This window comes from Actinomyces sp. MRS3W (assembly GCF_032465695.1).
GTDB lineage: Bacteria > Actinomycetota > Actinomycetes > Actinomycetales > Actinomycetaceae > Actinomyces.
Genome location: NZ_JAWDJJ010000144.1, coordinates 1 through 24,260 on the forward strand (window position 1 = coordinate 1; position 24,260 = coordinate 24,260).

The 24,260-nt window shown below is 68.2% G+C and carries 23 protein-coding genes, 1 tRNA gene and 1 pseudogene; 18 read left to right on the plus strand and 7 right to left on the minus strand.

Annotated elements, in window-relative coordinates:
• On the plus strand, nt 1-298 hold a 298-nt coding region (locus RWX45_RS05040), incomplete at its 5' end, for an HRDC domain-containing protein (protein WP_316022676.1).
• On the opposite strand, the gene RWX45_RS05045 is transcribed toward RWX45_RS05040, so the two are convergent.
• Both RWX45_RS05045 and RWX45_RS05050 read right to left on the minus strand, forming a co-directional pair.
• Nucleotides 267-1,241, minus strand: coding sequence for a thiamine biosynthesis protein ThiF (locus RWX45_RS05045; RefSeq protein ID WP_316022677.1), 975 nt, complete (start codon nt 1,239-1,241; stop codon nt 267-269). The two genes, RWX45_RS05040 and RWX45_RS05045, sit on opposite strands and share 32 nt — an antisense overlap.
• A 135-nt stretch (nt 1,242-1,376) precedes the next feature.
• Nucleotides 1,377-2,630 carry a PDZ domain-containing protein gene (locus tag RWX45_RS05050; protein ID WP_316022678.1) on the minus strand — a complete coding sequence of 418 codons (1,254 nt, stop codon included), beginning with the start codon at nt 2,628-2,630 and terminating at the stop codon, nt 1,377-1,379.
• Between the two features lie 194 nt (nt 2,631-2,824).
• Between RWX45_RS05050 and RWX45_RS05055 the strand changes: the two genes are divergently transcribed.
• Complete coding sequence (locus tag RWX45_RS05055; protein WP_316022679.1) at nt 2,825-4,297, plus strand: zinc-dependent metalloprotease; 1,473 nt, start codon at nt 2,825-2,827, stop codon at nt 4,295-4,297.
• A 90-nt stretch (nt 4,298-4,387) separates the two neighbouring features.
• On the opposite strand, the gene RWX45_RS05060 is transcribed toward RWX45_RS05055, so the two are convergent.
• The gene (locus RWX45_RS05060; protein ID WP_316022680.1) at nt 4,388-4,960 is read right to left on the minus strand and encodes a PPA1309 family protein; all 573 of its coding nucleotides are present in this window, start codon (nt 4,958-4,960) and stop codon (nt 4,388-4,390) included.
• Nucleotides 4,961-5,139: 179 nt separating this feature from the next.
• Between RWX45_RS05060 and RWX45_RS05065 the strand changes: the two genes are divergently transcribed.
• The 5 genes from RWX45_RS05065 to RWX45_RS05085 all read left to right on the plus strand — a co-directional run bounded on the left by RWX45_RS05065 (nt 5,140) and on the right by RWX45_RS05085 (nt 10,760).
• Complete coding sequence (locus RWX45_RS05065) at nt 5,140-8,508, plus strand: UPF0182 family protein (RefSeq protein ID WP_316022681.1); 3,369 nt, start codon at nt 5,140-5,142, stop codon at nt 8,506-8,508.
• Between the two features lie 100 nt (nt 8,509-8,608).
• Nucleotides 8,609-8,685 (plus strand) — tRNA-Met (locus RWX45_RS05070).
• A 259-nt stretch (nt 8,686-8,944) separates the two neighbouring features.
• Complete coding sequence (locus tag RWX45_RS05075; RefSeq protein WP_316022698.1) at nt 8,945-9,511, plus strand: TetR/AcrR family transcriptional regulator; 567 nt, start codon at nt 8,945-8,947, stop codon at nt 9,509-9,511.
• Nucleotides 9,508-9,867: a hypothetical protein gene (locus RWX45_RS05080; RefSeq protein WP_316022682.1), complete on the plus strand. Its 360-nt coding sequence runs from the start codon at nt 9,508-9,510 to the stop codon at nt 9,865-9,867. Before RWX45_RS05075 ends, RWX45_RS05080 begins: the two co-directional genes overlap by 4 nt.
• The gene (locus RWX45_RS05085; RefSeq protein WP_316022683.1) at nt 9,864-10,760 is read left to right on the plus strand and encodes an alpha/beta hydrolase; all 897 of its coding nucleotides are present in this window, start codon (nt 9,864-9,866) and stop codon (nt 10,758-10,760) included. The genes RWX45_RS05080 and RWX45_RS05085 overlap by 4 nt, the downstream gene beginning before the upstream one ends.
• A 78-nt stretch (nt 10,761-10,838) precedes the next feature.
• Here RWX45_RS05085 and RWX45_RS05090 read toward each other — a convergent pair whose 3' ends face one another.
• A complete protein-coding gene (locus RWX45_RS05090; protein ID WP_316022684.1) occupies nt 10,839-11,375 on the minus strand; it encodes a GNAT family N-acetyltransferase in 537 nt (178 codons plus the stop codon).
• Nucleotides 11,376-11,496: 121 nt separating this feature from the next.
• Between RWX45_RS05090 and RWX45_RS05095 the strand changes: the two genes are divergently transcribed.
• The 5 genes from RWX45_RS05095 to RWX45_RS05115 all read left to right on the plus strand — a co-directional run bounded on the left by RWX45_RS05095 (nt 11,497) and on the right by RWX45_RS05115 (nt 16,591).
• Nucleotides 11,497-13,005 (plus strand): purine-cytosine permease family protein, encoded by a 1,509-nt coding sequence (locus RWX45_RS05095; RefSeq protein WP_316022685.1) that lies wholly within the window; start codon nt 11,497-11,499, stop codon nt 13,003-13,005.
• A complete protein-coding gene (locus RWX45_RS05100) occupies nt 13,002-13,928 on the plus strand; it encodes a purine-nucleoside phosphorylase (protein WP_316022686.1) in 927 nt (308 codons plus the stop codon). The genes RWX45_RS05095 and RWX45_RS05100 overlap by 4 nt, the downstream gene beginning before the upstream one ends.
• 130 nt (nt 13,929-14,058) lie before the next feature.
• Nucleotides 14,059-15,483, plus strand: coding sequence for a class II fumarate hydratase (fumC, locus tag RWX45_RS05105; protein ID WP_316022687.1), 1,425 nt, complete (start codon nt 14,059-14,061; stop codon nt 15,481-15,483).
• Between the two features lie 150 nt (nt 15,484-15,633).
• Nucleotides 15,634-16,080 carry a VOC family protein gene (locus RWX45_RS05110; protein WP_316022688.1) on the plus strand — a complete coding sequence of 149 codons (447 nt, stop codon included), beginning with the start codon at nt 15,634-15,636 and terminating at the stop codon, nt 16,078-16,080.
• A gap of 106 nt (nt 16,081-16,186) precedes the next feature.
• Nucleotides 16,187-16,591 carry a DUF1304 domain-containing protein gene (locus tag RWX45_RS05115; protein WP_316022689.1) on the plus strand — a complete coding sequence of 135 codons (405 nt, stop codon included), beginning with the start codon at nt 16,187-16,189 and terminating at the stop codon, nt 16,589-16,591.
• A gap of 88 nt (nt 16,592-16,679) precedes the next feature.
• Here RWX45_RS05115 and RWX45_RS05120 read toward each other — a convergent pair whose 3' ends face one another.
• Together RWX45_RS05120 and RWX45_RS05125 are read right to left on the minus strand one after the other, a co-directional pair.
• The gene (locus RWX45_RS05120) at nt 16,680-17,714 is read right to left on the minus strand and encodes a zinc-binding dehydrogenase (RefSeq protein ID WP_316022690.1); all 1,035 of its coding nucleotides are present in this window, start codon (nt 17,712-17,714) and stop codon (nt 16,680-16,682) included.
• An 18-nt stretch (nt 17,715-17,732) separates the two neighbouring features.
• A complete protein-coding gene (locus tag RWX45_RS05125) occupies nt 17,733-18,290 on the minus strand; it encodes a PadR family transcriptional regulator (RefSeq protein ID WP_316022691.1) in 558 nt (185 codons plus the stop codon).
• Between the two features lie 90 nt (nt 18,291-18,380).
• Here RWX45_RS05125 and RWX45_RS05130 point away from each other — a divergent pair, with 90 nt between their 5' ends.
• The 4 genes from RWX45_RS05130 to RWX45_RS05145 are packed head-to-tail and all read left to right on the plus strand — an operon-like array spanning nt 18,381 to nt 21,545.
• Entirely contained in the window at nt 18,381-19,280 is a 900-nt protein-coding gene (locus RWX45_RS05130) for an ABC transporter ATP-binding protein (RefSeq protein WP_316022692.1), read from the plus strand.
• Entirely contained in the window at nt 19,277-19,930 is a 654-nt protein-coding gene (locus RWX45_RS05135; RefSeq protein ID WP_316022693.1) for an ABC transporter permease, read from the plus strand. The genes RWX45_RS05130 and RWX45_RS05135 overlap by 4 nt, the downstream gene beginning before the upstream one ends.
• On the plus strand, nt 19,927-20,604 hold the full coding sequence (locus RWX45_RS05140) for an ABC transporter permease (protein WP_316022694.1): 678 nt from the start codon (nt 19,927-19,929) through the stop codon (nt 20,602-20,604). The genes RWX45_RS05135 and RWX45_RS05140 overlap by 4 nt, the downstream gene beginning before the upstream one ends.
• Entirely contained in the window at nt 20,601-21,545 is a 945-nt protein-coding gene (locus tag RWX45_RS05145; RefSeq protein WP_316022695.1) for an ABC transporter substrate-binding protein, read from the plus strand. Before RWX45_RS05140 ends, RWX45_RS05145 begins: the two co-directional genes overlap by 4 nt.
• A gap of 26 nt (nt 21,546-21,571) precedes the next feature.
• On the opposite strand, the gene RWX45_RS05150 is transcribed toward RWX45_RS05145, so the two are convergent.
• A complete protein-coding gene (locus tag RWX45_RS05150) occupies nt 21,572-22,585 on the minus strand; it encodes a LacI family DNA-binding transcriptional regulator (RefSeq protein ID WP_316022696.1) in 1,014 nt (337 codons plus the stop codon).
• A 280-nt stretch (nt 22,586-22,865) separates the two neighbouring features.
• On the opposite strand from RWX45_RS05150, the gene RWX45_RS05155 reads away from it, so the two are divergent.
• Together RWX45_RS05155 and RWX45_RS05160 are read left to right on the plus strand one after the other, a co-directional pair.
• Entirely contained in the window at nt 22,866-23,897 is a 1,032-nt protein-coding gene (locus RWX45_RS05155; protein ID WP_316022697.1) for a Gfo/Idh/MocA family oxidoreductase, read from the plus strand.
• Nucleotides 23,894-24,260 (plus strand): annotated as a pseudogene (locus RWX45_RS05160) (hydroxypyruvate isomerase); the annotation flags it as partial. The gene RWX45_RS05155 and the pseudogene RWX45_RS05160, both read left to right, overlap by 4 nt.

Below are 24,260 nucleotides of genomic sequence, written 5' to 3' on the forward strand. Positions count from 1 at the left end.
GCGCCAGCGGGCCAAGCAGGCGGCCGCCGACTTCGCCGCCGAGAACGACCCGGCCACGGTGGCGCTGTTCGAGCAGCTGCGCGCCTGGCGCACCCAGGTGGCCAAGGACGCCTCAAAACCCGCCTACACCGTGTTCGCCGACGCCACCCTGCGCTCGATCGCCATCGTCAAACCGACCGTCCTGCCGCAACTGTCCCTCATCCGGGGCATCGGCGCCGTCAAGCTCAAGGAGTACGGCCCCGAGGTGCTGCGCATCGTGCGTGAGTTCACCGCTCAGGCGGACCCGCAGCCGCGCTGAGCCGCGGTCCGGGCTCCTGGCCGGAGTGCTCCGCGGCGCGGATGCGAGCGCACAGGCATTCGGGGTGAGGGACCCACCGCCGTTCCACACCGACCGCATCCAGGGCCGACAATTCCACACTGCGTCCCTCCCACAGGTGTGCGCGTCCGGTGACGACGTCAATGATGGCCCGGGCCGTCAGCGCCGCCGCCTGATGCAGCAGCAGCCGCTCTATGACGGGGGCCGTCAGCAGCCGCAGCTGGGTGGCCAGCGCCGGCCAACAGGGGTCCGCGTCCCGTTCCCACAAGTCCAGACAGGTGGTGCATACCGGCGACTCCTCGGTCACCAGCGGCCCGACCCGCACAGTCACCTCCCGCACCACCACCGGCAGGTGGGTCATCCCCGCCCGTGCCAGGTCCCGCGAACGCACCGGGTCAACGACGTGCCCATCCAGGGAGACCACCACGTCCGGGTGATAGTCCAGCGGCGCCCGCGTGCTCACCCGGGGCGATAGGCCCGCGGTCCAGTCCGCCAGTGCCTCGTCGTCGGGCAGGATGGCGACCATGCCGGCCTCGACCAGCAGGCTGATAATGCTGCGGGCCAACTCGCCGGTGCCCAGGATGGCGACGCTGCCTGTGTGCAGCAGTGCGGCGCGGTCGGGTGCGTTGACGGCGAGGCGATCCCAGTAGACCTCGTCGGCGTTGTCCGGGGGATCGGGCTCGGTGTCGATGACGCCGGCCTCACGCAGCCCCCGGATAATCGTGTGCGCCCGCTGGAGCGGTACCTTGCTCCACCGGGCGGCGCGGTAGACGTCGTCGGGGCGGATCTCGGCGGGAAGGCGGTCGAGCAGGAGCTGCTCGCCGCCGGTCAGATCGCTCAACACCAGGGCATGCCCTGGCTCGGCACCGATCTGGCTCTCGCCGGGGGCACGCCACAGAATCGGGGATTGGCCGCGGATGCGCATCGCTGCTCCTCTCCGTCGCCTCGTGCACCTGCGCCGACGGCGACGCGGCCAGCCTCCCACTGTGCCCGCGCCGCCACCAGCCCCACGTGCGGGCCTGTGGAAAACCCAACGGAGCACGGAACCCCGCGGGCGGGGTCAGTTCGCCGCGAGCACCGCCTCACAGGTCATGAGATCGGAGGTGTCGGCGGCGGCGATCGCCTTGACCGTTTCCACGGCCTCGTGCAGTGTGCTCACTGCGTACACCTCCAGGCCGGCGGGTTCATTGCCCACGACCTCCCCGCAGTTGTCCGCCGGAGCGAGGAAGTAATCGGAGCCGTCCTGCTCGGCCCCCGCCATCTTCTGCCTGATTCCGCCGATCGCGCCGACTGAGCCGTCGATCGAAATGGTGCCGGTGCCGGCGATGTCCTGCCCGCCGGTGAGATCCCCCGGGGTGATCTCATCAACGATGCCCAGGGCGAAGATGGTGCCCGCGCTGGGACCGCCCACGTCGGACAGGCTGAAGGAGGCCTCAATGTTGGAGTCGGCTCTGGCCGACAGGCTCAGCCCGAGCAGCGAGCCGGCCGAATCCGGCTCGCCGTCGCCGTCGGCGTCCTGGGGACTGATGGTGGTCAGCTCCACGTCCACCGCGGTGCCGTCCCGGTCCACCCCGAGGGTGACCGGTGTGCCCGGGGTGATCGTGGCCATGAGCTCACGCAGCTGGGAGTAGGAGGTGATGGTGACGGTTCCATCGGCCTGGGTGGTGACGGACTCCAACACGTCGCCGGTTTCGACGCCGTTGCCCGACTGCTCCTCGGCAGTGCCCTCGATAGTGAGAATCATGCGGCTGGCCTCGCCGGTCTCCATCAGCGCGGCGACGACGGCGGCGTCCTGCGAGCTGGTCATCTGCGCCTGATTGACCTCCTCAACCTGCTCGGCGGTCAGCGCGTCCGGACACACCTGATCCCGGTCGAGGATCGTCTTGTCGCTGCTGAGCCAGGCGTCCACCAGCATGAAGAAGGTGACGGGATAGCCCGGGCAGCCGGATACCGAGACGGTGGTCATGCGCAGGGCGCCGGTGGTGTCGTAGGTCGGCGTGCCCGTGACCGTGATGAGGTCCTCATCCGTGCCGTCGCTTCCGTCGGACAGCACGTTCCAGGTGGGGCCGGGCGCCTGAATGACCTTGTTGATCGGCACCGTTGCCCCCGCGATGACCAGGGCGACGACGACCGCCAGGCCGGCGAGCATCCACGCCCGGCGCCGCCCGCGCAGGATGCGCCTGCGGCCGGGTGCCGCTGCGGGGGCCGCAGGGGCCTTGGCCTGGGGGACGGCGACATCCGGGCGGGAGCGGTCCGCGGCCCCGGGTGAGCCGGCGGTGGGGGAGGCGGAGGCGTCGGAAGGGCATTGCGTCACGGCTCCATCATGGCGGCTGTTCCTGAGAAACGCGCACGTAGCATCTGGAGGGCGCCTGGCGGCCGACGGGGATTCGTGAGCCGTATACATGGCTGGCACCCAGGAATGGGTGACATGATCTGAGCGTTTCCCCAAAGCCGCCCGGTGCGCTCCGGACCGCGGCGCACACGCGTCGAAACCAGCGAGAGGAACCCATGAGCGAGGACCCCTTCGACGAGATCGAGCAGATGCTCGCCGCCATGTTCGGCCCCCAGACGGCTGCCGACGCGGTGGGGGCGCTGCGGGCCTCCGGCGTCGACCCGAACCAGCTCGCCAGCATGAGCGGCATGGGCGACCTGTCCCGCCTGACCCCGGCCCAGCTCAGCGGCATCCAGGCACAGCTGCAGCAGCTGTTCGCCGGGGCAGCGAGCGGCACCGTCAACTGGACGACGGGGCAGGAACTGGCGCTGCGTACCGCCAGCGCCGGCGGCGACCCGGTCATCACCGCCGCGGACGCCGAGCAGACGCGCAACGCCCTGACCGTGGCCGACCTGTGGCTGGACGCGGCCACCGACTTCATGCCGGCCCCGGGGCCGCGAGAGGCCTGGACGCGCTCCCAGTGGGTCGAGCGCACCCTGCCGGTGTGGAAGGACGTGTGCGCCCCGGTCGCCGACGCGGCCACAACCGCCCTGGCCGACGCCCTGGAGCACCAGATCAACAAGCTGCCCGAGTCCGACGCCGCAGCCGCTCAGATGGGGGCGCTGGGCAAACTCATGCGCTCCATGGCGGGTACCGCCTTCGGCCTGCAACTGGGGCAGGCGATCGGCGAGCTTGCCGGGCAGGCAGTCGCCGCCACCGACGTCGGGTTGCCGCTCACACGGGAGCCGGGCACCGCGCTCGTACCCGCCAATGTGACCGCCTTCGCTACGGAGCTGGAGGCGGATGCGGAGCAGGTCAGGCTCTTCCTGGCCGTCCGGGAAGCGGCGGCGGCCCGCCTGTACGCGCACGTGCCGTGGCTGCGCAGCCAGCTGTTGGCCGCGGTGGAGGCCTATGCGCGCGGCATCGTCATCGACGTTGACGCTGTCGAGGAGGCGGTTTCGCAGGTTGACCCCAACAACCCCGAGGCGATTCGATCGGCCCTGGAATCGGGCATGTTCGCTCCGCAGGAGACGGCGGCCCAGAAGGAGGCCCTGGAGAACCTCGAGACCCTGCTGGCCCTCGTCGAAGGCTGGGTGGAAGTGGTCACCGCCCGCGCCCTGGCACCTCACCTGCCGCTGGCGGTGCCACTGCGCGAGATGGTTCGGCGCCGGCGGGTTCACGGCGGGCCGGCGGAGAAGGTCTTTGCCCGGCTCATCGGTCTGGAGTTCCGGCCCCGGCGGGTACGTGAGGCGGCCCGGCTGTGGGAGCAGCTCGGCGCCGAGCTGGGTGACGCCGAGCGCGACGCCTTTTGGCGACACCCCGATGTGGTGCCCACGGCGGCCGAACTTGCCAGCCCGGACGACTTCCTCACCATGCGCCGGGCCGCACAGGACCTGGACGCGGAGATGGACGCCGACCTGGCCTCGTTGTTGGACGGCACGCTCGGCTACGCCGACGGCGCCAAAGAGGCAGACTCCACCGATGCAGACACCTCCGGGGATGATGACGCCCCCGGGGACGGGGAACAGACCGGCCAGACGGACGCCTGAGCCCCCGCCCTCACCGAAACCGGCACCAATAACGTGCCCAAACCGGCAGTAATAACGTGCCGAAACCGGGCGAAGTTGCTGCGGGCGGGACTACTGGAGAGTGCGGCGCAGCGCCTCGACCAGGCCGGGGACGAGGTCGGCGCCGGTGGCAACGGCATCGGCCGAATCGTGGGAGCGGGAGCGCACCGCGCACCAGGACTCGCCCGAGCGCAGCACGCCGACGACGATGCGCACGTCATCCCGGTCCGGGCGAGACATCAGATAAGCGGCGCGCTCGTCGGGATCGGCGATATCAGCAGCCCGCTGCTCCGCGTCGGCAGGCAGCACCATGCGCTCGGTGGCCACGGCGGTGCCGTCAACCTCGTCCGGCCACACGATGCCTGCCAGCAGCTCCTCGAGGCTGTTGGCAGGCGGGAGGTCTCCCTGCTCGATTGCGGTCAGTGCCTCGGCGTCGGCGCGGGCCTCGGCAAGGGCCACCGCATCGAGCATGCGCGCCAGCGCGGGGTCCTCTTCCAGGGCGGCGGCGGTGCGCACCAGCGCGAAAACGCCGACCGGGGCATCCCAGCCGCCCCGGGAGACATGCTCCTCGAGCTGCGTCACGAGGCGGGTCAGGGCCGCGTGGCGCGGCGTGGCGGGGGAGGGGTTGGCCGTGTCCTGAGTCATGGCCGCATCATGCCAGTCACGCCCCACTGGAGCGCGGCCGAGTGGAGGCTGTGAGCCGCCTGAGTTTTGTGAGCCTGACGTGACCTGTGCGACGATGGGCCGTGGTGGCGCCACCCGCGCCGGCCGCTGTGCGCGACCAGCGCACACGCGAATGACACGAAACGACACGGAGCGTGATCGTGAGCACCAGGCCCGACGACGACCCCATCGACAAGTCCGACGACGAGTCCGCCTCCGCCGACTCCTCCGAGACGGAAAGCCGCGACGATCGCGTCCGCGGCGGCTTCTTCCAATCCGATAATCCGGTCCGCAGCAGCTCTGGCGGTACAGTGAGGCCGTCGTCGTCCCCGGATGAGGACGACGAGCACGCTACCGAGCCGGAGGAGGCCGAATCGCGGGGCGCCTCCGCCTTCGACCCTTCGGCCCTGTTCAACCTCGGCGCAGGCAGACGTGCCGGTGCGTCGGCCGGAGGCGCTCGCGCGCGCCGACGGCCCGGGGGAGGCTCCGGGTCGAATCACCCGCCCACTCGGGAGGGCGGTGCCGGTGGCCGCCGTCGGCCAGGGCCGTTGGCCTTGACGGTCGCCATCCTGGTGGCCCTCGCCTTCGTCATTGCCTTCCTATCACGCACGTGGACCGACGTGCTGTGGTTCAACCAGTTGGGCTACTCCCGGGTCATCTGGACCCAGTGGATCGCGGGCGGCGGGATGTTCCTGGTCGGCTTCCTCATCATGTTCGCCGCCGTCTTCGCCGCCATGAAACTGGCCTATCGTGCCCGCGAGATCGGCATGCCGCGGGATGAGGCGGCCCGCAACCTGGAATCGTATCGGTCGGCGATCGAACCGCTGCAGCGGCAGCTGACCTGGATTGTGCCCGCGGTTCTGGCCCTGTTCGCCTCGGCCTGGGAAGTCGCCCCGCACTGGCGTGAGGTCTTGCTGGCGATCAACTCCCAGTCCTTCGGCACCGCCGACCCCCAGTTCGGGCTGGACGTCTCCTTCTATGTATTCATCCTGCCGGTGCTGCAACTCGTGGTGTCCTACCTCTCACGCGTCGTGGTGTTCGCGGGCATCTGCAGCGTCGTCGTCCACTATCTGTACGGCGGTATCTCGGTGGCCCGCACCCCCCACTTCACGCGCGCGGCCCGGGTCCACTTGACGGTGTTCCTGGCCCTGTTCGCCCTGTTACGCGGCGGCTCCTACTGGCTGGGACGCTACTCGGCCCTGTACGCGTCCAACACCAAGTTCGACGGAGCCGGCTATACCGACGTCAACGCCTCCATTCCGGCCAGCGCGATCCTGGCGGCGATCTCGGTGGTGGTGGCGCTCCTGTTCATCTTCTCGGTGCGCACCAGCTCTTGGAGGCTGCCGATTACCGGCGTCGCGGTCATGATCGTTTCCGCGCTGCTCATCGGGGTCGCCTACCCGGCCGTCGTACAGAAGTTCGTCGTCGACCCCAACGCTCAGCGCGAAGAAGCGGCCTACATCGACCGCAACATCAAGGCCACACTGACCGCCTACGGCCTGGACGACGTCGAAACCACCAACTACGACGCGAAGACCACCGCGGAGGCGGGGCAGCTGCTGGAGGATGCCGAGTCGACGACGTCCATCCGTCTGCTTGACCCGAACCTGGTCTCCCCAACCTTCCGCCAGCTCCAGCAGAACAAGCAGTACTACTCCTTCGCCTCCTCGCTGAACGTGGATCGGTACAACATCGATGGCGCCAGCCGGGACACCGTCATCGCGGTGCGCGAGCTCAACTTCGATGGGCTGGATGCCGGCCAGCGCACCTGGATCAACGAGCACACCGTCTACACCCACGGCTACGGCGTGGTCACCGCCTACGGCAACACCGTCGCTTCCGGCGGCTACCCCTCCTTCTGGGAGGGCGGTATCCCGTCCGTCGGCGACCTGGGGGAGTACGAGCCGCGCATTTACTTCGGCCAGGCTTCACCGTCCTACTCCATCGTGGGCGGCGACGACGGCGGTAATCCGCGCGAGCTCGACTACCCCGACGACTCCGCGCCGTCCGGGCAGGTCAACACCACCTTCAGTGGCAACGGTGGGCCGGATGTGTCCAACCCGTGGAACCGCCTGCTGTACGCCGTGCGCTTCCAGGAGATGAACATCCTGTTCTCCCAGGAGGTCCGCAGCGGATCACAGATCCTGTACAACCGCGACCCCGCGGACCGCGTCGCCGAGGTGGCGCCGTGGCTCACCCTCGACGACACGCCCTACCCGGCGGTGGTCGATGACGACGGCGACGATTCCACGCCCAAGCGGGTGGTGTGGATTCTCGACGGATACACCACGACGAACAACTACCCCTACTCCCAGCACGAGTCCCTCGAGGATTCCATGAGCGATGCCACCTCCGGTGCTGCGCTTCTGGGAGCCCCGGAGGAGTCCAACTACGTGCGCAACTCGGTCAAGGCCGTCGTCGACGCCTATGACGGTTCGGTGACCCTGTACGAATGGGATGAGAACGACCCGATCCTCGCCGCCTGGAAGGCGGTCTTCCCGGGCTCGGTCACCCCGATGAGCGAAATGAGCGCCGATCTCATGGCGCACATGCGCTACCCGGAGGACCTGTTCAAGGTGCAGCGCACCGTGCTGGCCAACTACCACGTCACCGACCCGGAGGACTTCTACTCCGGTGGTGACTTCTGGAAGGTGCCCGACGACCCGACCAAGTCCGGTGAGGAGGCCCAGGCCCCCTACTACCTGACTCTGAAGATGCCGGATCAGGATGAGGCGACGTTCTCACTGTCCAGCGTTTACATCATCGGTGGTAACACGGACCGTAACGTGCTCACCGGTTTCCTCGCCGTCGACTCCGAGACCGCGGGCGGCGAGAACGGGGGCCGCAACCCGGACTACGGCAAGCTGAGGCTGCTGGAGTTGCCACGTTCATCCAACGTGTCCGGACCCGGCCAGGTGCAGAACAACTTCAACTCCAACGCGACCGTCTCCCAAGTGCTCAACCTGCTCTCCCAGCAGGGTTCTGAGGTGATTCGCGGCAATCTGTTGACTCTGCCCGTGGGCGGCGGGCTGCTGTATGTCCAGCCCGTCTACGTACAGGCGTCCTCTGGTACGCAGTATCCGTTGCTGCGTGAGGTCCTGGTCTCCTTCGGCGACAAGGTCGGCTTCGCCGACACGCTCTCCGAGGCGCTGGACCAGGTGTTCGGCGGCGACTCGGGCGCCACCACCGGTGAGGAGGCCGTCGACGGCGATGCCGCAGCGGCGAACGACACCTCGGCCGAAGCGGAGGAGGGCGCAGACCAGACTGTGTCCACCGCCGCGCCGGCGCCGGAGGCTACTGCCGAGCCGACGCAGGAAGCGACGACGCAGCCAAGCACCGCCGCAACCGGCTCGGGGGACCCGGCCGCCGACCTTGAGACCGCTCTATCCGACGCGCAGACCGCCATGGACGACGCGCAGAAGGCCATGCAGGACGGCGACTGGTCCGCCTACGGCGACGCTCAGGACCGCCTGACCGATGCCCTCAACCGGGCGGTGTCTGCTCAGCAGCAGCTCGATGCACAGGGCTGAGCAGGGAGCAGCATGAAGTAGCGGAAGCGTCGTGGTGAGCAAGGGCACGCTCCGGGAGTTTGCGACCCGGGCGGGCGGCGGACTAAAGTACCAACCACGACGCGGGGTGGAGCAGTTCGGTAGCTCGCCGGGCTCATAACCCGGAGGTCGCAGGTTCGAATCCTGCCCCCGCTACCACTCCCAAGGCCCCGGCACCAGCAGGTGCCGGGGCCTTCCGCTGTCCGGGCACATACTGCACGTAAGCGGGTTATCGGCGTGAACGTGTTGCTTGAGATCGCCCCTGACGACGCTGTCGGCTGTCGTACGGACATGTCACCCCTTCCGTCGCCCGGTCAACGGGTTTACGTTGGACCGGCATGAACCGGTTCGGTCAACACAAGGGTGGCTGGCTATGAACGAACGCTTTTACTCGCTTCCCGCCGCACGGCGACGGGCGATGATCAACGCGGGTTTCGAGGTGTTCTCGTGTTACCCCTACGCCAAGGCCCCTATGTCGGAGATAGCGGCTGCGGGAGGCGTGTCCAAGTCCCTGCTCTTCCATTACTTCGACAACAAGCTGGGGCTCTACCTCTTCTTGTGGGAGACGGCCCTGGGTGAGATTGCGCGCTCGACTCAGGTCTTCAACGTGGTCGAGGCCGACGACCTGTTCGAGTTGCTCCGCCGCGCCACTGCGGCGAAGTGTCGGGTCATGCGCACCCACCCACGGCTTTTTGCGTTCGCGACGCGGGCTTATTACGAGGAGCAGCCGGACGTCAAGGCGGCCATCGGCGTGCGCGTCGAGGCGGCGCTGTCGAACGCAGCAGCGATGGTTGCTCGCATGGGCGACGCCGGTCTGCGCGACGGCGTGAGCGCCGAGGATATTTACGACGACTTCATCCTGCTCTCGGAGGGGTATATGGCTCAGCGGTATCGGGCGGGCCGCATCGACGTCGATGAGATAGAACACGACTTCGGGACGATCATCATGCGCTGGCGCGCTGCCCTGGCGCGGGAGAGAGCATGATGGGGAAGTTCATGCGAGATTCGAACATCGGCTCGGGAGAGGTGCTCGCGTCGGTGCACGGCCTGTCGGCGGGTTCTTCCGTGAGAAGGGTTGACGCGCCCGGGCCAATGCCACGGCAGATCAAAACCGAGGCCGTGGCGGGCTACCGCGGTCTCGAGGCCGTCAAGACCAGGCTGGCCAGTAACCATGTGGACCTCGTTCCTCGCCTGCACGGGATGTCAATCTCCGTGCTCTGCGCAGTCGGAACGCGCTCGTGGTGGAAAATCGTCGAATTCATGCGGCGTAGTGACTGGCGGCAAGCCTCATCGTTTTCCCGCATCGAGTGCGTCGCCCCGTCCGAGGAGGTGCAGCGATGAGCACCGTTCCAGACAAGCTGCTTTCCCTCTGCTGCGGGCCCTACCCGGGCGGCGTCGAGCCCGCGGTTGCGGCCGGGATGACCGCACGTGAGCTCGCCGTCGAGGGCGGCGCGCTGCGCTACTGGGCGAGCGCCTCACCCGATCCCGGGCGCGGTTGGATGGTCCTCCTGCCGGGGCTCTCGGCCGACCACACCCTGTTCAACCCGCAGTTCGCCCACTTCGCGATGCGCTGGAACCTCGTCGTCTGGGACGCGCCCGGCCACGGCCTTTCTCGCCCGTGGGGACGCCCCTTGTCGATTGACGGCATGGCGCAGACGCTCCACACGGTTCTCGGGGCGTGTGGAGTGCGGCGTCCCATCCTCGTTGGTCAGTCGCTCGGAGGCTACGTCGCGCAGGCCCTTATCGACCGTTACCCCGGAAGTGCGCGGGCGTTCGTCTCGATAGACTCCTCGCCCATGCAGCGCCGCTATTACAAGGGATGGCACCTGGGCGTCCTGCGCCACATGGAGGGCCTGTGTCTGCTGTGGGGGACGGAGCGCTTCCTACGCGGCCAGATCGCGGGGAACTGCTCGACCACGGAGCACGGAAGGCTCAACATGCTCCAGCAGCTGGCGCGCTACTCCAAGCGCGAGCTCTGCGCGCTGTACGGCGGGGGCTTCCGGGCGATTGCCGACGCCGTTGCGCAGAACCGCCCGTACCGCATCGACTGCCCGCTCATGATCGTGTGCGGTACGAGGGACGCGGCGGGTTTCGTCAAGGCCTACGACGAGGAGTGGTCGAGCGAGACCGGGGTGCCTATCACCTGGGTCGAGGGCGCGGGGCACAACTCCAACGTCGACGATCCCGCCTTCGTCAACGCCGCCGTCGATGCGTTCCTCAATGCCGTGACTTAAGGGGACGAAGAGCAGGGACCCGTGTAGCAGGCGGGCGAGCATAGCGCGATGGGCACCTCGCCGGCGCCCGCCTCCGCCTCAGGGCGTGTGCAGCACGTACTCGAAGAGGTGGAAGTCTGTCAGGTCGGTGCCCTCGTAGCGCACCTGGTGACAGCCCAGGTCGGTGAAGCCGCAGCGCTCGTAGAGGGATCGTGCTGGTACGTTCTCCGCGTAGGTGTCCAGGCGCACGGCCCGGCATCCTCGCCGGCGGGCCTCGTCGATCGCGGCCTCGACGAGGAAGCGAGCCGTGCCCTGTCCCAGGTGGTCGGGGGTGACGCCGAGGGCATGGATGACAAGTACCTCGTCCATCCGGGCGTCAATGCTCCAGGAGACCTGGGCGTAGGCCTCGACGGCCCGGTGGTTGAGGACCATGACGCCGGCGACGTCACCGGTGTCGCGAGCAAGGTAGAGCTCGCCGGTCTCGCACCAGGCGCGAACCTCTTCGGCGGTTGGGTGACCTTCGGTGTGCCAGTGCGGGTAGTCGATCGTGCGGGCCAGGTGCGTGATGATGCGTTGGTAGGCCTCCCACGCCGCTTCCGTATCAGTGCCCTGGGCACGTTGGAGGGTCAGCGTCATGCCTGCTTCGTTCCTCTTGGTTCCTTTTGCGACGGTCCGGTGGGACCCGACGACACGACACTAGGGCATTCGGAGGCCATGAGAGCGGGCCTGCCGCCGTCTGTGATGTATGTTGACCGCCATGATAGACGCCCCTTATTCCGCGCCCGCTGCGCCCGCTTCGACCTCACCCACCGACGTCACCTCAGCGGTTGAGACGAGTGCCTCCCGGGTTGAGAATGCCGGACTCGACGTCATCGCCGAGTCTGAGCGCAAGGGGCGCCCCCGCGACCTGTTCATGCCCTGGTTCGCCGCCAACATTTCGGTGCTCGGACTGTCCTGGGGCGCATGGGTACTCGGCTTCGGGCTGTCCTTCGCGCAGGCCGTCATTGCCGGCGTCGTCGGCGTCATCGTCTCCTTCCTGCTGTGCGGCTTCATCGCCGTACTCGGCAAGCGCGGCAGCGCCCCCACCCTGGCCCTGTCCCGTGCCGCCTTCGGCTATCACGGCAACCGCCTGTCCGCCGCAATCTCCTGGATACTCACCGTCGGCTGGGAGACCGTGCTATGCGTATCCGCGAGCCTCGCCTCCGCGACGGTGCTGCAAGCACTGGGCTGGCACAACCAGCTCGGCGCCGAAATCGTCGGCTTCCTGCTCACCGTGCTGCTGGCGGCCAGCGCCGGAATCCTCGGCTTCGACACCATTATGCGGGTACAGACCTGGATCACCTGGGCCACAGGCATCCTCACCGTCATCTACCTGATCCTGGTCGCCCCGCAGATCGACTTTGCCGCGCTCGCATCGCTCCCCGCCGGCCCGGTCACCGCCTTCATCGGAGCCCTGGTCATGGTCGCCACCGGCTTCGGCCTGGGCTGGGTCAACGCCGCCGCCGACTACTCCCGCTACCTGCCGCGCAGCGCCTCCACCTCCGGCGTCATCGCCTGGACCACCATCGGCTCCTCCCTGCCCGTCGTCATCCTCGTCATCGCCGGAATCATGCTGGTCGGCTCCGACCCCGAACTGGGCACCGCCATCGACTCCGACCCCATTGGCGCACTCACCACCATCCTGCCGACCTGGTTCCTCATCCCCTTCGCCATAGTGGCGATCCTGGGACTCGCCGGCGGCATCATCATGGACCTGTACTCCTCGGGGCTGTCGCTGCTGGCCACCGGCGTGCCCGTGAAACGGCCCGTGGCCACCGCCATCGACGCGACCATCATGACGGTCGGAACGATCGCCGTCATCTTCGGCGCGGACAACTTCCTCGGTCCCTTCCAGGGCTTCCTTACCACTCTTGGCGTGGTCATCGCCGCCTGGGCGGGCGTCATGCTCGCCGAGGTATGCCTGCGTCGACGCGACTACGACGAGGCCGCCCTGTTCACTCCCGACGGCGTCTACGGCTCGGTCAACATCGAGGCGATCGCCCTGGTCCTCCTCGGCGCCGTAGTCGGCTGGGGCCTGGTCGTCAACTCCGCCGCCTCCTGGCTGAGCTGGCAGGGCTACCTGCTCGGCCCGCTGGGAGGCCGCGACGGAGCCTGGGCGGGCGCTAATCTCGGCGTCCTGGCGGCGCTGCTCATCGGCCTGCTCGGGCACCTCCTCCTGGGGCGGCGTCGCGTGCGCTCCCAGGAACAGGCGGGGGCAGACGCATGAGCCCCGCCACGTCCCACCCACAGGCCTCCTTGGGGCCCGACGGCGTCCCGCAACAGGTGCTCGCCGCCCTGGCCGAGTCCGGCGGTGCCGATGGGCCCGGCCCCGCCCTGGAAGCCGCCCACCAGATCGCCCGCCGTACCGGCGCCGCCCACCATGACATGCTCGTCGTGCTCGGTTCGGGTGCCGAGGGCGCCCTGGACGGGTGGGGCACGCCGACGGCGTCGCTGCACTTGTCCGACCTGCCCGGCGTCACCGCCCCCATTGCCCCCGGGCATGTCGACCGACTCGACTCCTACGAACGCCGTCTTCCGGCCTCCCCGGCCCGCCCGGAAGACGAGGCCGAGCCCGAGACGGCGCCTGCCCGCAGTCTGCGCGTCCTGGTCGCCCACGGGCGCACTCACCTGTACGAGGGGCGTGGACCCGGCGCCGTCGTCGCCCTGGCCCGGGCTGCCGCCGCCACCGGCGTGCGCGCCGCCGTCCTGGTCAACGCCAACGGCTGCCTACGGGATTGGGAGATCGGCGACGTCATGACGATCACCGACCACCTCAACCTCTCCGGCGCCTCACCCTTCGCCGGCACCGTATTCGTCGATCAGCGTGAGCTGTGGGATCCGGAACTGGCCGCCGTCCTGAGCGCGCGCACGCAGCGCAGCGGCGTCTACGCCATGGTGCGCGGCTCGGAGTATCAGACTCTGGCCGAGTCCCGCATGCTGACGGCATTGGGGGCTGATTGTGTGGGCATGTCCACGGTCCTGGAGGCCATTGCTCTGCAGCAACTGGGCGTGCGTGTGGCCGGGATGAGCGTCGTGTCTGACCTGTCCTTTGCCGCCACGACCACCGATCCCGACGAGGTCGTGCGTCTGGTGGCCGGCGCTCACGGCACCCTCGCCACCGGCATTGAGGCGGTACTGGCCGCCCTGTAGGGCCGCGGCCCGGGAAGCGCGCCCCACCCGCGCCGGGGCGTCCGCCGCGCAACGTGCTGCCCGCAGGTTCGTACATACATAGGACACCCGTCCCCGCATGCGTCCGACGGACAACCGCTAGCCTTGGGCCATGGCACCTGAAACCACCAGCGCGACGACGCGTACCGAGACCGACTCCATGGGCACCGTTGAGGTTGCCTCCGACCGTTACTGGGGGGCGCAGACACAGCGTTCGCTGACCAACTTCGACATCGGACGTGAAACCTTCGTCCTCAGCCACCCGCTTATCAAGGCACTCGGTGTACTCAAGAAGTCGGCCGCCCTGGCCAACGCCGAGCTCGGAGAACTGCCCCGTGACATCGCCGACCTCATTGCTCAGGCGGGCGACGAGGTCATCTCCGGCAAGCTCGACTCCCACTTCCCACTCGTGGTCTTCCAGACCGGTTCGGGCACCCAGTCCAACATGAACGCCAACGAGGTCATCTCCAACCGCGCCATCGAGCTGGCCGGTGGTCAGATGGGCTCCAAGACCCCGGTCCACCCCAACGACCACGTCAACCGCGGCCAGTCCTCCAACGACACCTTCCCCACGGCCATGCACATCGCCGTCGTCACCGAGCTCGCGGCCATGTACCCGCGCGTGCAGCAGCTGCGCGACACCCTGGACGCCAAGGCCAAGGAGTTCGACGACGTGGTCATGGTGGGCCGCACCCACCTGCAGGACGCCACCCCAATCCGTCTGGGCCAGGTCATCTCCGGTTGGGTCGCCCAGATCGACTTCGCCCTGGACGGCATCCGCTACGCCGACTCCCGCGCCCGCGAACTCGCCATCGGCGGCACCGCCGTCGGCACGGGCCTCAACGCCCACCCGAAGTTCGGTGAGCTGACCGCGCAGAAGATCAGCGAAGAAACCGGGATCGAGTTCAAGCAGGCCGACAATCTCTTCGCGGCGCTCGGCGCCCACGACGCACTCGTGCTCGTCTCCGGGGCGCTGCGCGTGCTGGCCGACGCGCTCATGAAGATTGCCAACGACGTGCGCTGGTACGCCTCCGGCCCCCGCAACGGTATCGGCGAGCTCATCATCCCCGAGAACGAGCCCGGCTCCTCCATCATGCCCGGCAAGGTCAACCCCACTCAGTGCGAGGCCATGACCATGGTCGCCACCAAGGTCTTCGGCAACGACGCGACCGTCGGCTTCGCCGGAAGCCAGGGCAACTTCCAACTTAACGTCTTCAAGCCGGTCATGGCTTGGTGCGTCCTGGAGTCCATCCAGCTGCTGGGTGACACCTGCGTCTCCTTCGACGAGCACTGCGCCTACGGCATCGAGCCCAACCGGGAGAAGATCCAGGCCAACCTGGACTCCAACCTCATGCAGGTGACCGCGCTCAACCGCCACATCGGCTATGACAAGGCTTCCAAGATCGCCAAGAACGCGCACAAGAAGGGCCTGTCCCTGCGCGAGTCCGCCCTTGAGCTCGGCTTCGTCACCGAGGCCGAGTTCGACGCCTGGGTGGTTCCGGCCGACATGACCCACCCGTCCGCCGCGGACGAGTGATCGGCGTTGCGCTCCTGAAGACGCTGAACCGATCGAAGTAGACATCGTCCCCGGCGGCACCGTCTGGTCCGCCGGGGACGAGTCGTCTGCCACACTGGTTACAGTCGATGTACCGCTGGCATCGCCGGTGAGGATCCAGAAAGGACCGTCATGCCCCATATCGACCACACCGCCATCTGGGTTGCCGACCTGGAGGCCGCCCGCGACTTCTACCTGTACTGGTTCGGCGGACGTGCCAACGGCCAGTACCACAATCCTCGCACCGGACTACGCACCTACATCATCACCTTCGACGACGGCGCGCATGTCTCCGATGGCCGGGGCGCCAGGCTGGAGCTCATGTCCCGGCCCGACGTCGACGCTCGCTCCGACGTAGAACGGCTCGGCTGGGCCCATATCTCCTTTGCCCTGCCGGATCGTGCGGGCGTGGACGACCTAGCGGCGCGGGCCCGCGCCGCCGGGGTCCCGGTCATTGACGGTCCCCGCCAGACCGGCGACGGCTACTACGAGGCGGTCCTACTGGACCCGGAGGGCAACCGGGTCGAGATTGTTGCCGGCGACTATAGCGATGAGGTGGCTGAGCGCCCCGGATTCTGAAGCGCATGCGAGCCCGTGCAACGACCATCGCCGACTGTTAACAGGTCATGCGGCTGGCTGCGCCGTTGGCGAGTCTGACGTCGGTGCGGGCTTACACTTCCGGCTCGTGAATATTGCTCTCATCATCGGCCTGGTGGCCGCCGTCTTCGCCGCCGCCCTGCACGTACTCATCTTCTGGATGGAGTCGATCGCCTGGGAAGGGCCACTCGCCCGCAAGACCTTCGGCGGAACCCCCGAGGAGGCGCGGCCCCACGCCTTCTACGCCTACAACCAGGGCTTCTACAACCTGTTCCTCGCGGTGGAGGCCCTGATCGGCGTCGCACTCATGATCCTGGGCTCCGGTGCATGGCGGACTGCAGGCACGGCGTTGGTCCTGTACGGCGTCGCCTCCATGCTGGCTGCGGCTTTGGTGCTCGCGCTTAAGTCCCCGGCCCACCGCACTGCGGCGCTCAAGCAGGGCGCGTTTCCGTTGATCGCAGTCGCCGCCCTGGCGCTGGGTCTTCTGCATTGATTCTGGCGGGAGCGCAGCGGCCCCGGTGCTCCTGCCATTGCAAGTGGTTATTTCCCATCGCCGTCCGGGCTCGCTGCCCGATTTGGCTTCAGTCCCAGGGCAGGCCGACCAGTTTGCCGGTGCGCGCGCCGGCGGCCATGTCCCGCTGCGCCTGGACGATGTCCTCAAGCGGGTAGGTGTGAACGGGCAGGAAATCCAGTGCGCCGGCCTCGATCCGGTCCAGTACCCGCTGCAGCTCGTCGCCGGGCAGGTCGGAGGCCTGCCCGGAGTAGGTTGTCAGCCGTACCCCGTTGGGAATCCAGTCCATTGGATAGAAGTCGGCGATGGTCCAGGAGTCCGACAGCATCCCGGAGAAGCACACGACCCCGTGCACGGCGGTCGCCAGCAGCGAGTCGCGCAGGGTCGGCACGCCCACGAGCTCCAGTACCGCATCCACGCCCTCGGGCATGCGCCGACGTACCTGCTGTGCCACCGCCCCGTTGTCGCGCAGCGCCGTCACCCCCCGCGAGGCGAGCAGCTCCAGTCCGGCCTCCCGGCGGGAGGTGGCGTAGACCGTGCAGCCCATATCAGCCGCGAGGGCCGCCGTGGCCAGTCCCAGTGCCGACGTCCCGCCGCGCACCAGCAGGCTCTGCCCCGGCTGCAAGTCCAGCCCGGTGGTCAGCGATCCGTAGGCGGTTTGCAGCGTCTCGGGCACCGATCCGATCACGTCCCAGGGCAGGGTGGAGTGGAAGGGAATCACCTGCTGGCGCGGCACGACGACGTACTGCGCGTAGCCGCCGTCGAAGGCACGGCCCATCCCGCCCATCATGGTGACCACCTGCGTGCCCGGGGCGAGGACGCCGTCGGGGTCGTGGTCCACCACCCCGGACGCCTCAATGCCCAGCACGCGCGGGTAGCTCATTCCGCCGGCCTGGCCGGTGACCGAGTGGTACTCGCTGCGGTTGAGGCCGAAGGCCATCACCTTGATGCGCACCCAGCCGGGCTCGGGCCGGGGGACGGGAACGTCCACCACGCGCAGGTTCTCGATCCCGGGTGCGGTGAGGACCGCGGCGCGCATGGTTGCGGGCGGTTCCACCGGTGCGGCGGATGCGGACGTCGAGTGGGCGGCGGGGGCAGTGTGCATGCGATTACTCCCAGATGGTCAGTGAGATGTGTCGGGGGCGTGACCGGCGGTCGTCTGTGCGACGGCAAGCGTTTCCTCGAGCCAGGTGATCTCGGCCCGGCGGGAGGCGGCGGCGATGCGGATCATGCCGAGTCGGTACGGGTCGGTCTCGGTTGCTGCGCGGTGGGGCGCTTCGTCGTCGTAGAAGAAGGCCGGTGCCGGAGCGCGCAGGATCTCCAGACGACGGCGCAGCACTGCTTCCCGCTCGGCGGCGTTGGGCAGCTGCGACAAGAAGGCCAAGATATGCAGGAAGTTCAGCATGGACGACATGTCCGTCTCGCTCGGGTGCCGCAGTAACTCGTGCAGGCGCTCACGGCCCGCGGCGGTGATGTCGATGCGCTTGCGGGGACGCCCCCGGGCCCCGGGCTCGGTGGTGCGAATGATCAGTCCCGCCTTTTCCAGGCGGGCCAGGGCCGGGTAGAGGGTTCCTTCGGACAGGCGGCTGCTCGGCCCATCCAGTTCCATGATGCGTCGGCGCAGCTCGTAACCATGAAGCGGGCCCTCGGCGAGGAAGCCCAGGATCTTGAGGTCGAGCACGACATCACATTACATCGAATCGACATATGCGCCAAGCGTTGTTACGGTTGGGCCGCGCCGCCGACGAGCGGGGTGAGAGGAGACGGCCGTATGGCAGTTGAGAACGCCACAAGCGCCGCTCATGCGGCGGTGACGATCGAGTTCGACCACGTCACCAAGCGCTACGGAGCCTCCGCCCGTGCAGGCCGCGGTCCCGCCGCGCCCGCGGCGGTCGATTCCTTCTCCGCGACCTTGCCCGCCGGCTCGGTCACGGTGCTACTCGGCTCCTCGGGCTGCGGCAAAACCACTCTGCTGCGCACAGTCAACCGGATGGTCGAGCCCACCTCCGGGCGGGTGCGCCTGGACGGCGAGGACATTCACGACCGCAACCCGGTCGCCCTGCGCCGCTCCATTGGCTACGTCATGCAGAACGCCGGTTTGCTGCCTCACCGCCGCGTGCTGGACAACATCACCCTGGTGCCGTCCCTCAATGGGGCGGACCGGGCGCAGGCCGTCGCCCGCGCCTTGGAGCTCATGGACCTACTGGGGCTGGACCGCGCTCTGGCTCGGCGCTATCCGGGGCAGTTGTCGGGAGGGCAGGCGCAGCGCGTTGGGGTGGCCCGCGCCCTCGCGGCCGATCCCGGCGTGCTCCTCATGGACGAACCCTTCGGGGCGGTCGACCCCCTCGTGCGTCGAGATCTGCAGCGCGAGCTGGGCCGCATCCAGGGCGAACTGGCCAAGACCATCGTCTTCGTCACCCACGACGTCGACGAGGCCCTGGCCCTGGGCGACGAGATCATCCTGCTGCGCGAGGGCGCCCAGATAGCCCAACGTGGCACGGGACGTCAGTTGCTCGCCAACCCGGCCGACGACTTCGTGGTGCGCTTCCTCGGCCTGGACGACGCCAACCGGGCACTGCACCTGGCGGAGGTCGCCGGTGAGCGCGTGGTTGTCGACCGCTCCGGCCGCGCCGTCGGCAGGTTGGAGGACAGCGAGGGGAACCGTCCATGACCTGGGTGATGGCCAACCTCCCCCTCATTGGCTCCTACCTCATCGCTCACCTCATCCAGGCGATACCGGCGATCGCGGCCACCCTGGTGCTCGCCATCCCGATCGCGCGCGTGGCTCAGCACCTGGGACCGTTGCGCGGCATCCTGGTTTCCGGCGCCTCACTGTTCTATGCCATTCCCTCCCTGGCGCTCTTCGTCATCCTGCCGGTGATCATGGGCACCGGGATTCGCGACCCCCTCAACGTCGTGGTCGCGCTCACGCTCTACGGTCTGGCGCTGCTGATACCCACCACCGTGGACGCGCTCGACGCCGTGGATCACCGCGTCCTCGACGCCGCCACCGGTATGGGAATGGGCGCACTGCGCCGCTTCTTCACCGTGGAACTGCCTCTGGCCGGGCCCGCCATCCTCGCCGGCCTGCGCGTGGTCACTGTCTCCACCGTCTCCCTGACAACGGTCGGGGCGGTCCTCGGCGTGCGCAGCCTGGGCTGGCTGTTCACCGACGGTTTCCAACGGGGGCTCACCGCCGAGATCCTCGCCGGCATTGTCGTGACCGTAGCGGTCGCCGTCGTCCTGGACGCGCTCGTTGTGCTCGGCGGCCGATTGCTCATGCCCTGGAGGGTGGGGCACAGGGAGACGGTGCCGGCATGAACTACCTCTACGACGCCGTCGACTACATCCTGACTGCTGCCAACTGGTCCGGCTCGCTGGGGATCGGCCGACTGCTCATCCAGCACATCGGTTACTCCCTGCTCGGCGTCGCCATCGCGGCCGTCATCGGGGTGCCGCTGGGCTGGTGGATCGGGCATTCGGGCCAGGGGAGGGGCTTCGCCGTCACCCTGTCCGGAGCCGTGCGCGCCCTGCCCACTCTCGGGCTGGTCACCCTGTTCGGGCTGGCTCTGGGGGTGGGGCTGACCGCACCCATGCTTGCCTTCGTGGTGCTGGCGCTGCCGAGCGTCCTGGCCGGCGCCTACGCCGGAGTCGAGGCAGCCGACCCCACCGCCGTCGACGGCGCCCGGGCCGCCGGCATGACCGAGCCCCAGGTGCTCATGCGGGTGGAGGTCCCGCTCGGCGCGCCACTGCTCGTCGGCGGGCTGCGCTCGGCCACCCTCCAGGTCATCGCGACGGCGACGCTCGCCGCCTACACCGGGGCGGGCGGGCTCGGGCGCCTCATGTTCCTCGGCCTGAAAACTCAGGAGTACGCCATGATGCTGGCCTCCTCGCTGCTGGTCATCGCTCTCGCCCTGCTGTCCGAAATCATCTTCTCCCTGCTTCAGCGCGCCGTCACCCCCGTCGGTGCCCGCACCCGAAAGGAACCCCAATGACCCCCTCGGTTTCCACCTCACGCTCGCTATTGACTCGGCGCAGTGCGCTGGCCGGCGGCGGTCTCCTGGCCCTCACCACGGCTCTCGCAGCCTGCGGCGGCAGCTCCGATCCGCTGGACTCGGGTACGGGCGACCCGACCGCCATTGTTGTGGGCAGCCAGCAGTACTTCTCCAACGAGATCATCGCCGAGCTGTACGCCCAGGCGCTGGAGCAGGCAGGATTCACGGTGGACCGGCAGTACCAGATCGGCCAGCGCGAGGTCTACATCCCCGAGCTCGAGTCCGGCGCCATCAACGTCTTCCCCGAGTATGGCGGCAACCTCTTGCAGTACTACGACTCCGACACCAAGGCGACGGACTCCGAGAGCGTCCACGCCGCCCTCACGGAGGTACTGCCCGACGCGCTGACTGTCCTGGACTACGCCGAGGCCACCGACCAGGACACCTACACCGTCACGCGCACTTTGGCTGAGGACAACGACCTGACCACCATTGGCGACCTGACCAAGCTGGGACACACGGTCACAGTGGGTGCGAACTCCGAGTTCGAAACCCGCCCCTACGGCCCCACCGGCGTGAAGTCCGTCTACGGCGTTGACGCCGAGGTCTACCCCATTGAGGATTCCGGCGGCTCGCTCACCGTGGCTGCACTGCTCGACGGTACGGTTGACGCGGCGGACATTTACACCTCCTCACCTGCGATCGACGACAACGATCTGGTGATCCTGGAGGACCCGGAGGGGCTGATCCTGCCGCAGAACGTCACCCCGCTGGTGAGCGCCGGTCTGGATGAGGCGGCCATTGCGGCGATCAACGCCGTCTCCGCGCTGCTGACGCCCGAGGCACTGCGCACCCTCAACGGCCGCTCGACGCAGGAGGAACTCGATTCCGCCACCATCGCCACCGACTGGCTCACCGAGCAGGGGATCCTCTCCTCCTGACCCATATCCCGCGAAACCGGCACTTGTCACGTGCTGGTGGGTGCGGGCCCGGTGGAGGCGCGCTGAATCAGCCGCGGGACGAGTACCTGCTCGGTGGGCAGATAGTGCTCGGCGGCGCGTCCGATCGCCCGCTCCAGAGCAAGCTGCGCCATGAGCGCAGGGTTTTGGTCGATGGTCGTCAGCGGGACCAGCCCGGCGTCGAACCGGCGGGCGTTGTCGAAACCAACCACGCTCACTTGCCCGGGTACGTCCACCCCAGCCCGGATCAGTCCTTGGATTAAGCCGGATGCTACCCGGTCGTTGAAAGCCGAAATCGCCGTCGGCAGCTCGCTCTCCGCGAGCATCGCGCTGGCGGCGCGCATGCCGTGCTCTTGCTCAAGTCCCCCCGGCACGATCCTGGTCTCAGCGGACAGACCATGTGCCTCCATCGCTTCCAGGTAACCTGCCCGTCGTTCAGCACTCGATGGGGCGTTGCCGCCGTCGATATGCACAATGCGCCGGTGTCCGAGCTCCGCCAGGTGGTTGACCGCCATGGTGATTCCGCCCCGATCATCGATCCTGATGACGTCGACCCCCGGACATGACAGCGGGCGGGCCACGGCCACAACCGGAACCTCATCGGTCAGCATGCGCAGGCGCGCGGTGCCAAGAGAGGGACCGATCATGATCAATGCTTCGCAACGATCGCGCAGTAGTGTCTCTGCGGCCCGGCGATCGTCGACTTTGCCGACGACGGCGGAGAGCACGAGTTCGTGTCCGCTCGTGTCGGCGGCCGCGTAGAGGCCGTCGATGATTTCGGCATGGAAGGGCTGATGTACGCCGAAGGTGACGCCTATCTGCCCCGATCGGGTGGAGCGCAGCGCTCGGGCACGCCGATCCGGGCGGTATCCCAGGCGCGCGGCAACTGCCTTGACTCGGCGTCGCGTCTCCTGCGAGGCGCCGGCAGCGTCGCGCATGACAATCGAGGCCAGTGACACCGAGCAGTTGGCTTCGCGAGCCACGTCGACGAGTGTCACCTTGGAGTGTTCTCCACGGGCCATGGTCGCCTCCGCTTTGAGCCTGGCAGCACCGTCCGACCAGGGCGGCATCAGCCTGTAACGTCTAGAATTATAGAACGTTCTGTCGAGAACTGTCGGCTCCCTGCGGGCGAAATAGCGGGGAAAAACCCGGAGGTCGCTACAGTGTTGTGACCAGCATCCAATGAGAACAACTGGAACGTGCTAGTTTCTTTGTCATCACAAAGGCCGCGGAGTTGCAGCCCTTGTGCACGATCGCCGCGGTGCTTCGAGCGCTTGCGGCACCCGACAAAGGAGTCCCCCTATGACCCACAGCCCCACCCCACCTGCACGCCTCGCCCTCATCGGGGCCGGGCGTATCGGCACGCACCATGCCACGGCCATCGCGCACGACGTGCATACCGCCGAGTTGGTCGCGGTCGTGGATCCGCGCTTCGAGGTGGCGCAGAACCTGGCCGGTCCACTCGGCGCCCGCGCCGAGGCCGATGCCTCTGGGGTTCTGACCGACCCCGATATCGACGCGGTAGTCGTCACCACCCCTGCCGCCCTGCACCGCGACCTGATCGTCGACGCCGCACGTGCCGGCAAACACATCTTCACCGAGAAGCCCATCACCACCGAGCTCGCCGAGGCCGCAGAGTGCGTGGCCGCCGCCGAGAGCGCCGGTGTGGTCCTCCAAGTGGGATTCAATCGCCGCTTCGCTCCCGGTTTCATGGCCGCCCGCCGGGCTGTCGACGACGGTCGCGTCGGTACCCCGCAACTGCTGCGTTCCCTGACGCGGGACCCCGGTCCCTACGGCGGTGACCCCGCTCGCACGCCCCTGTGGACGATCTTCCTGGAAACCCTCATCCACGACTTCGACACGCTGCGCTGGCTCAATCCCGGAGCGGAGGTGGACTCCGTCACCGCCCATGCCGACGCGTTGATCCGCCCCGACGCGCGCGGCGACGGCTTCCTCGACACCGCGGTGGTGAACCTGCACTTCACCAACGGCGCCTTCGCCACCGCCGAGGCGAGCTTTAGCGCCACCTACGGCTACGACGTGCGTGGGGAGGTCTTCGGCGACGGCGGCATGGCCACCGCTGGCAGCGGGAGAACCAGCGACATGGACTACTACGGCCCTAGCGGAGTCGCCTACGACACCTCACGCGCCGACACCGATCTGCTGCACACGGCGTATGTAGGGGAGTTCCTGGCCTTCGTCGAGGCGATTCGCGGCGGTAGCCCCGCCATCCCCACGGGTGAGGATGGCGTCAAGGCCCTCCAAATCGCCCGCGCCGCCATCGTCTCCATCCAGCAGTCCCGCACCGTTCACCTCAAGGAGGTAACCCGATGAGCCCCGTCACCGTCACCGCCAACAACCCCTTCACCCTCGCCGCCTGCGCGGAGATGATCTTTACTGACCAGCCCTTCCTCAAGCGGGTCGAGGCTATCGCCGCCCGCGGTCTCAAGGTGGAGATGTGGGACTGGACCAACAAGGACCTGGACGCCCTCGCGGCCCGGCGTGCGGACGGCGTCGAGATCGTCTCCATGACCGGCTACGTCGAGGGCGACCTCACCACCGACGACGGCGTTGCTCGCCTGCTGGCCACCGCCGAGCAGTCCCTGGCCGCCGCGGAAAAGATCGACTGTCCCCGGTTGAACGTGCACGGCACCGGCCTGGGGGAGGGCGGCATCCCCGTGGTGCCCAACCCTCACC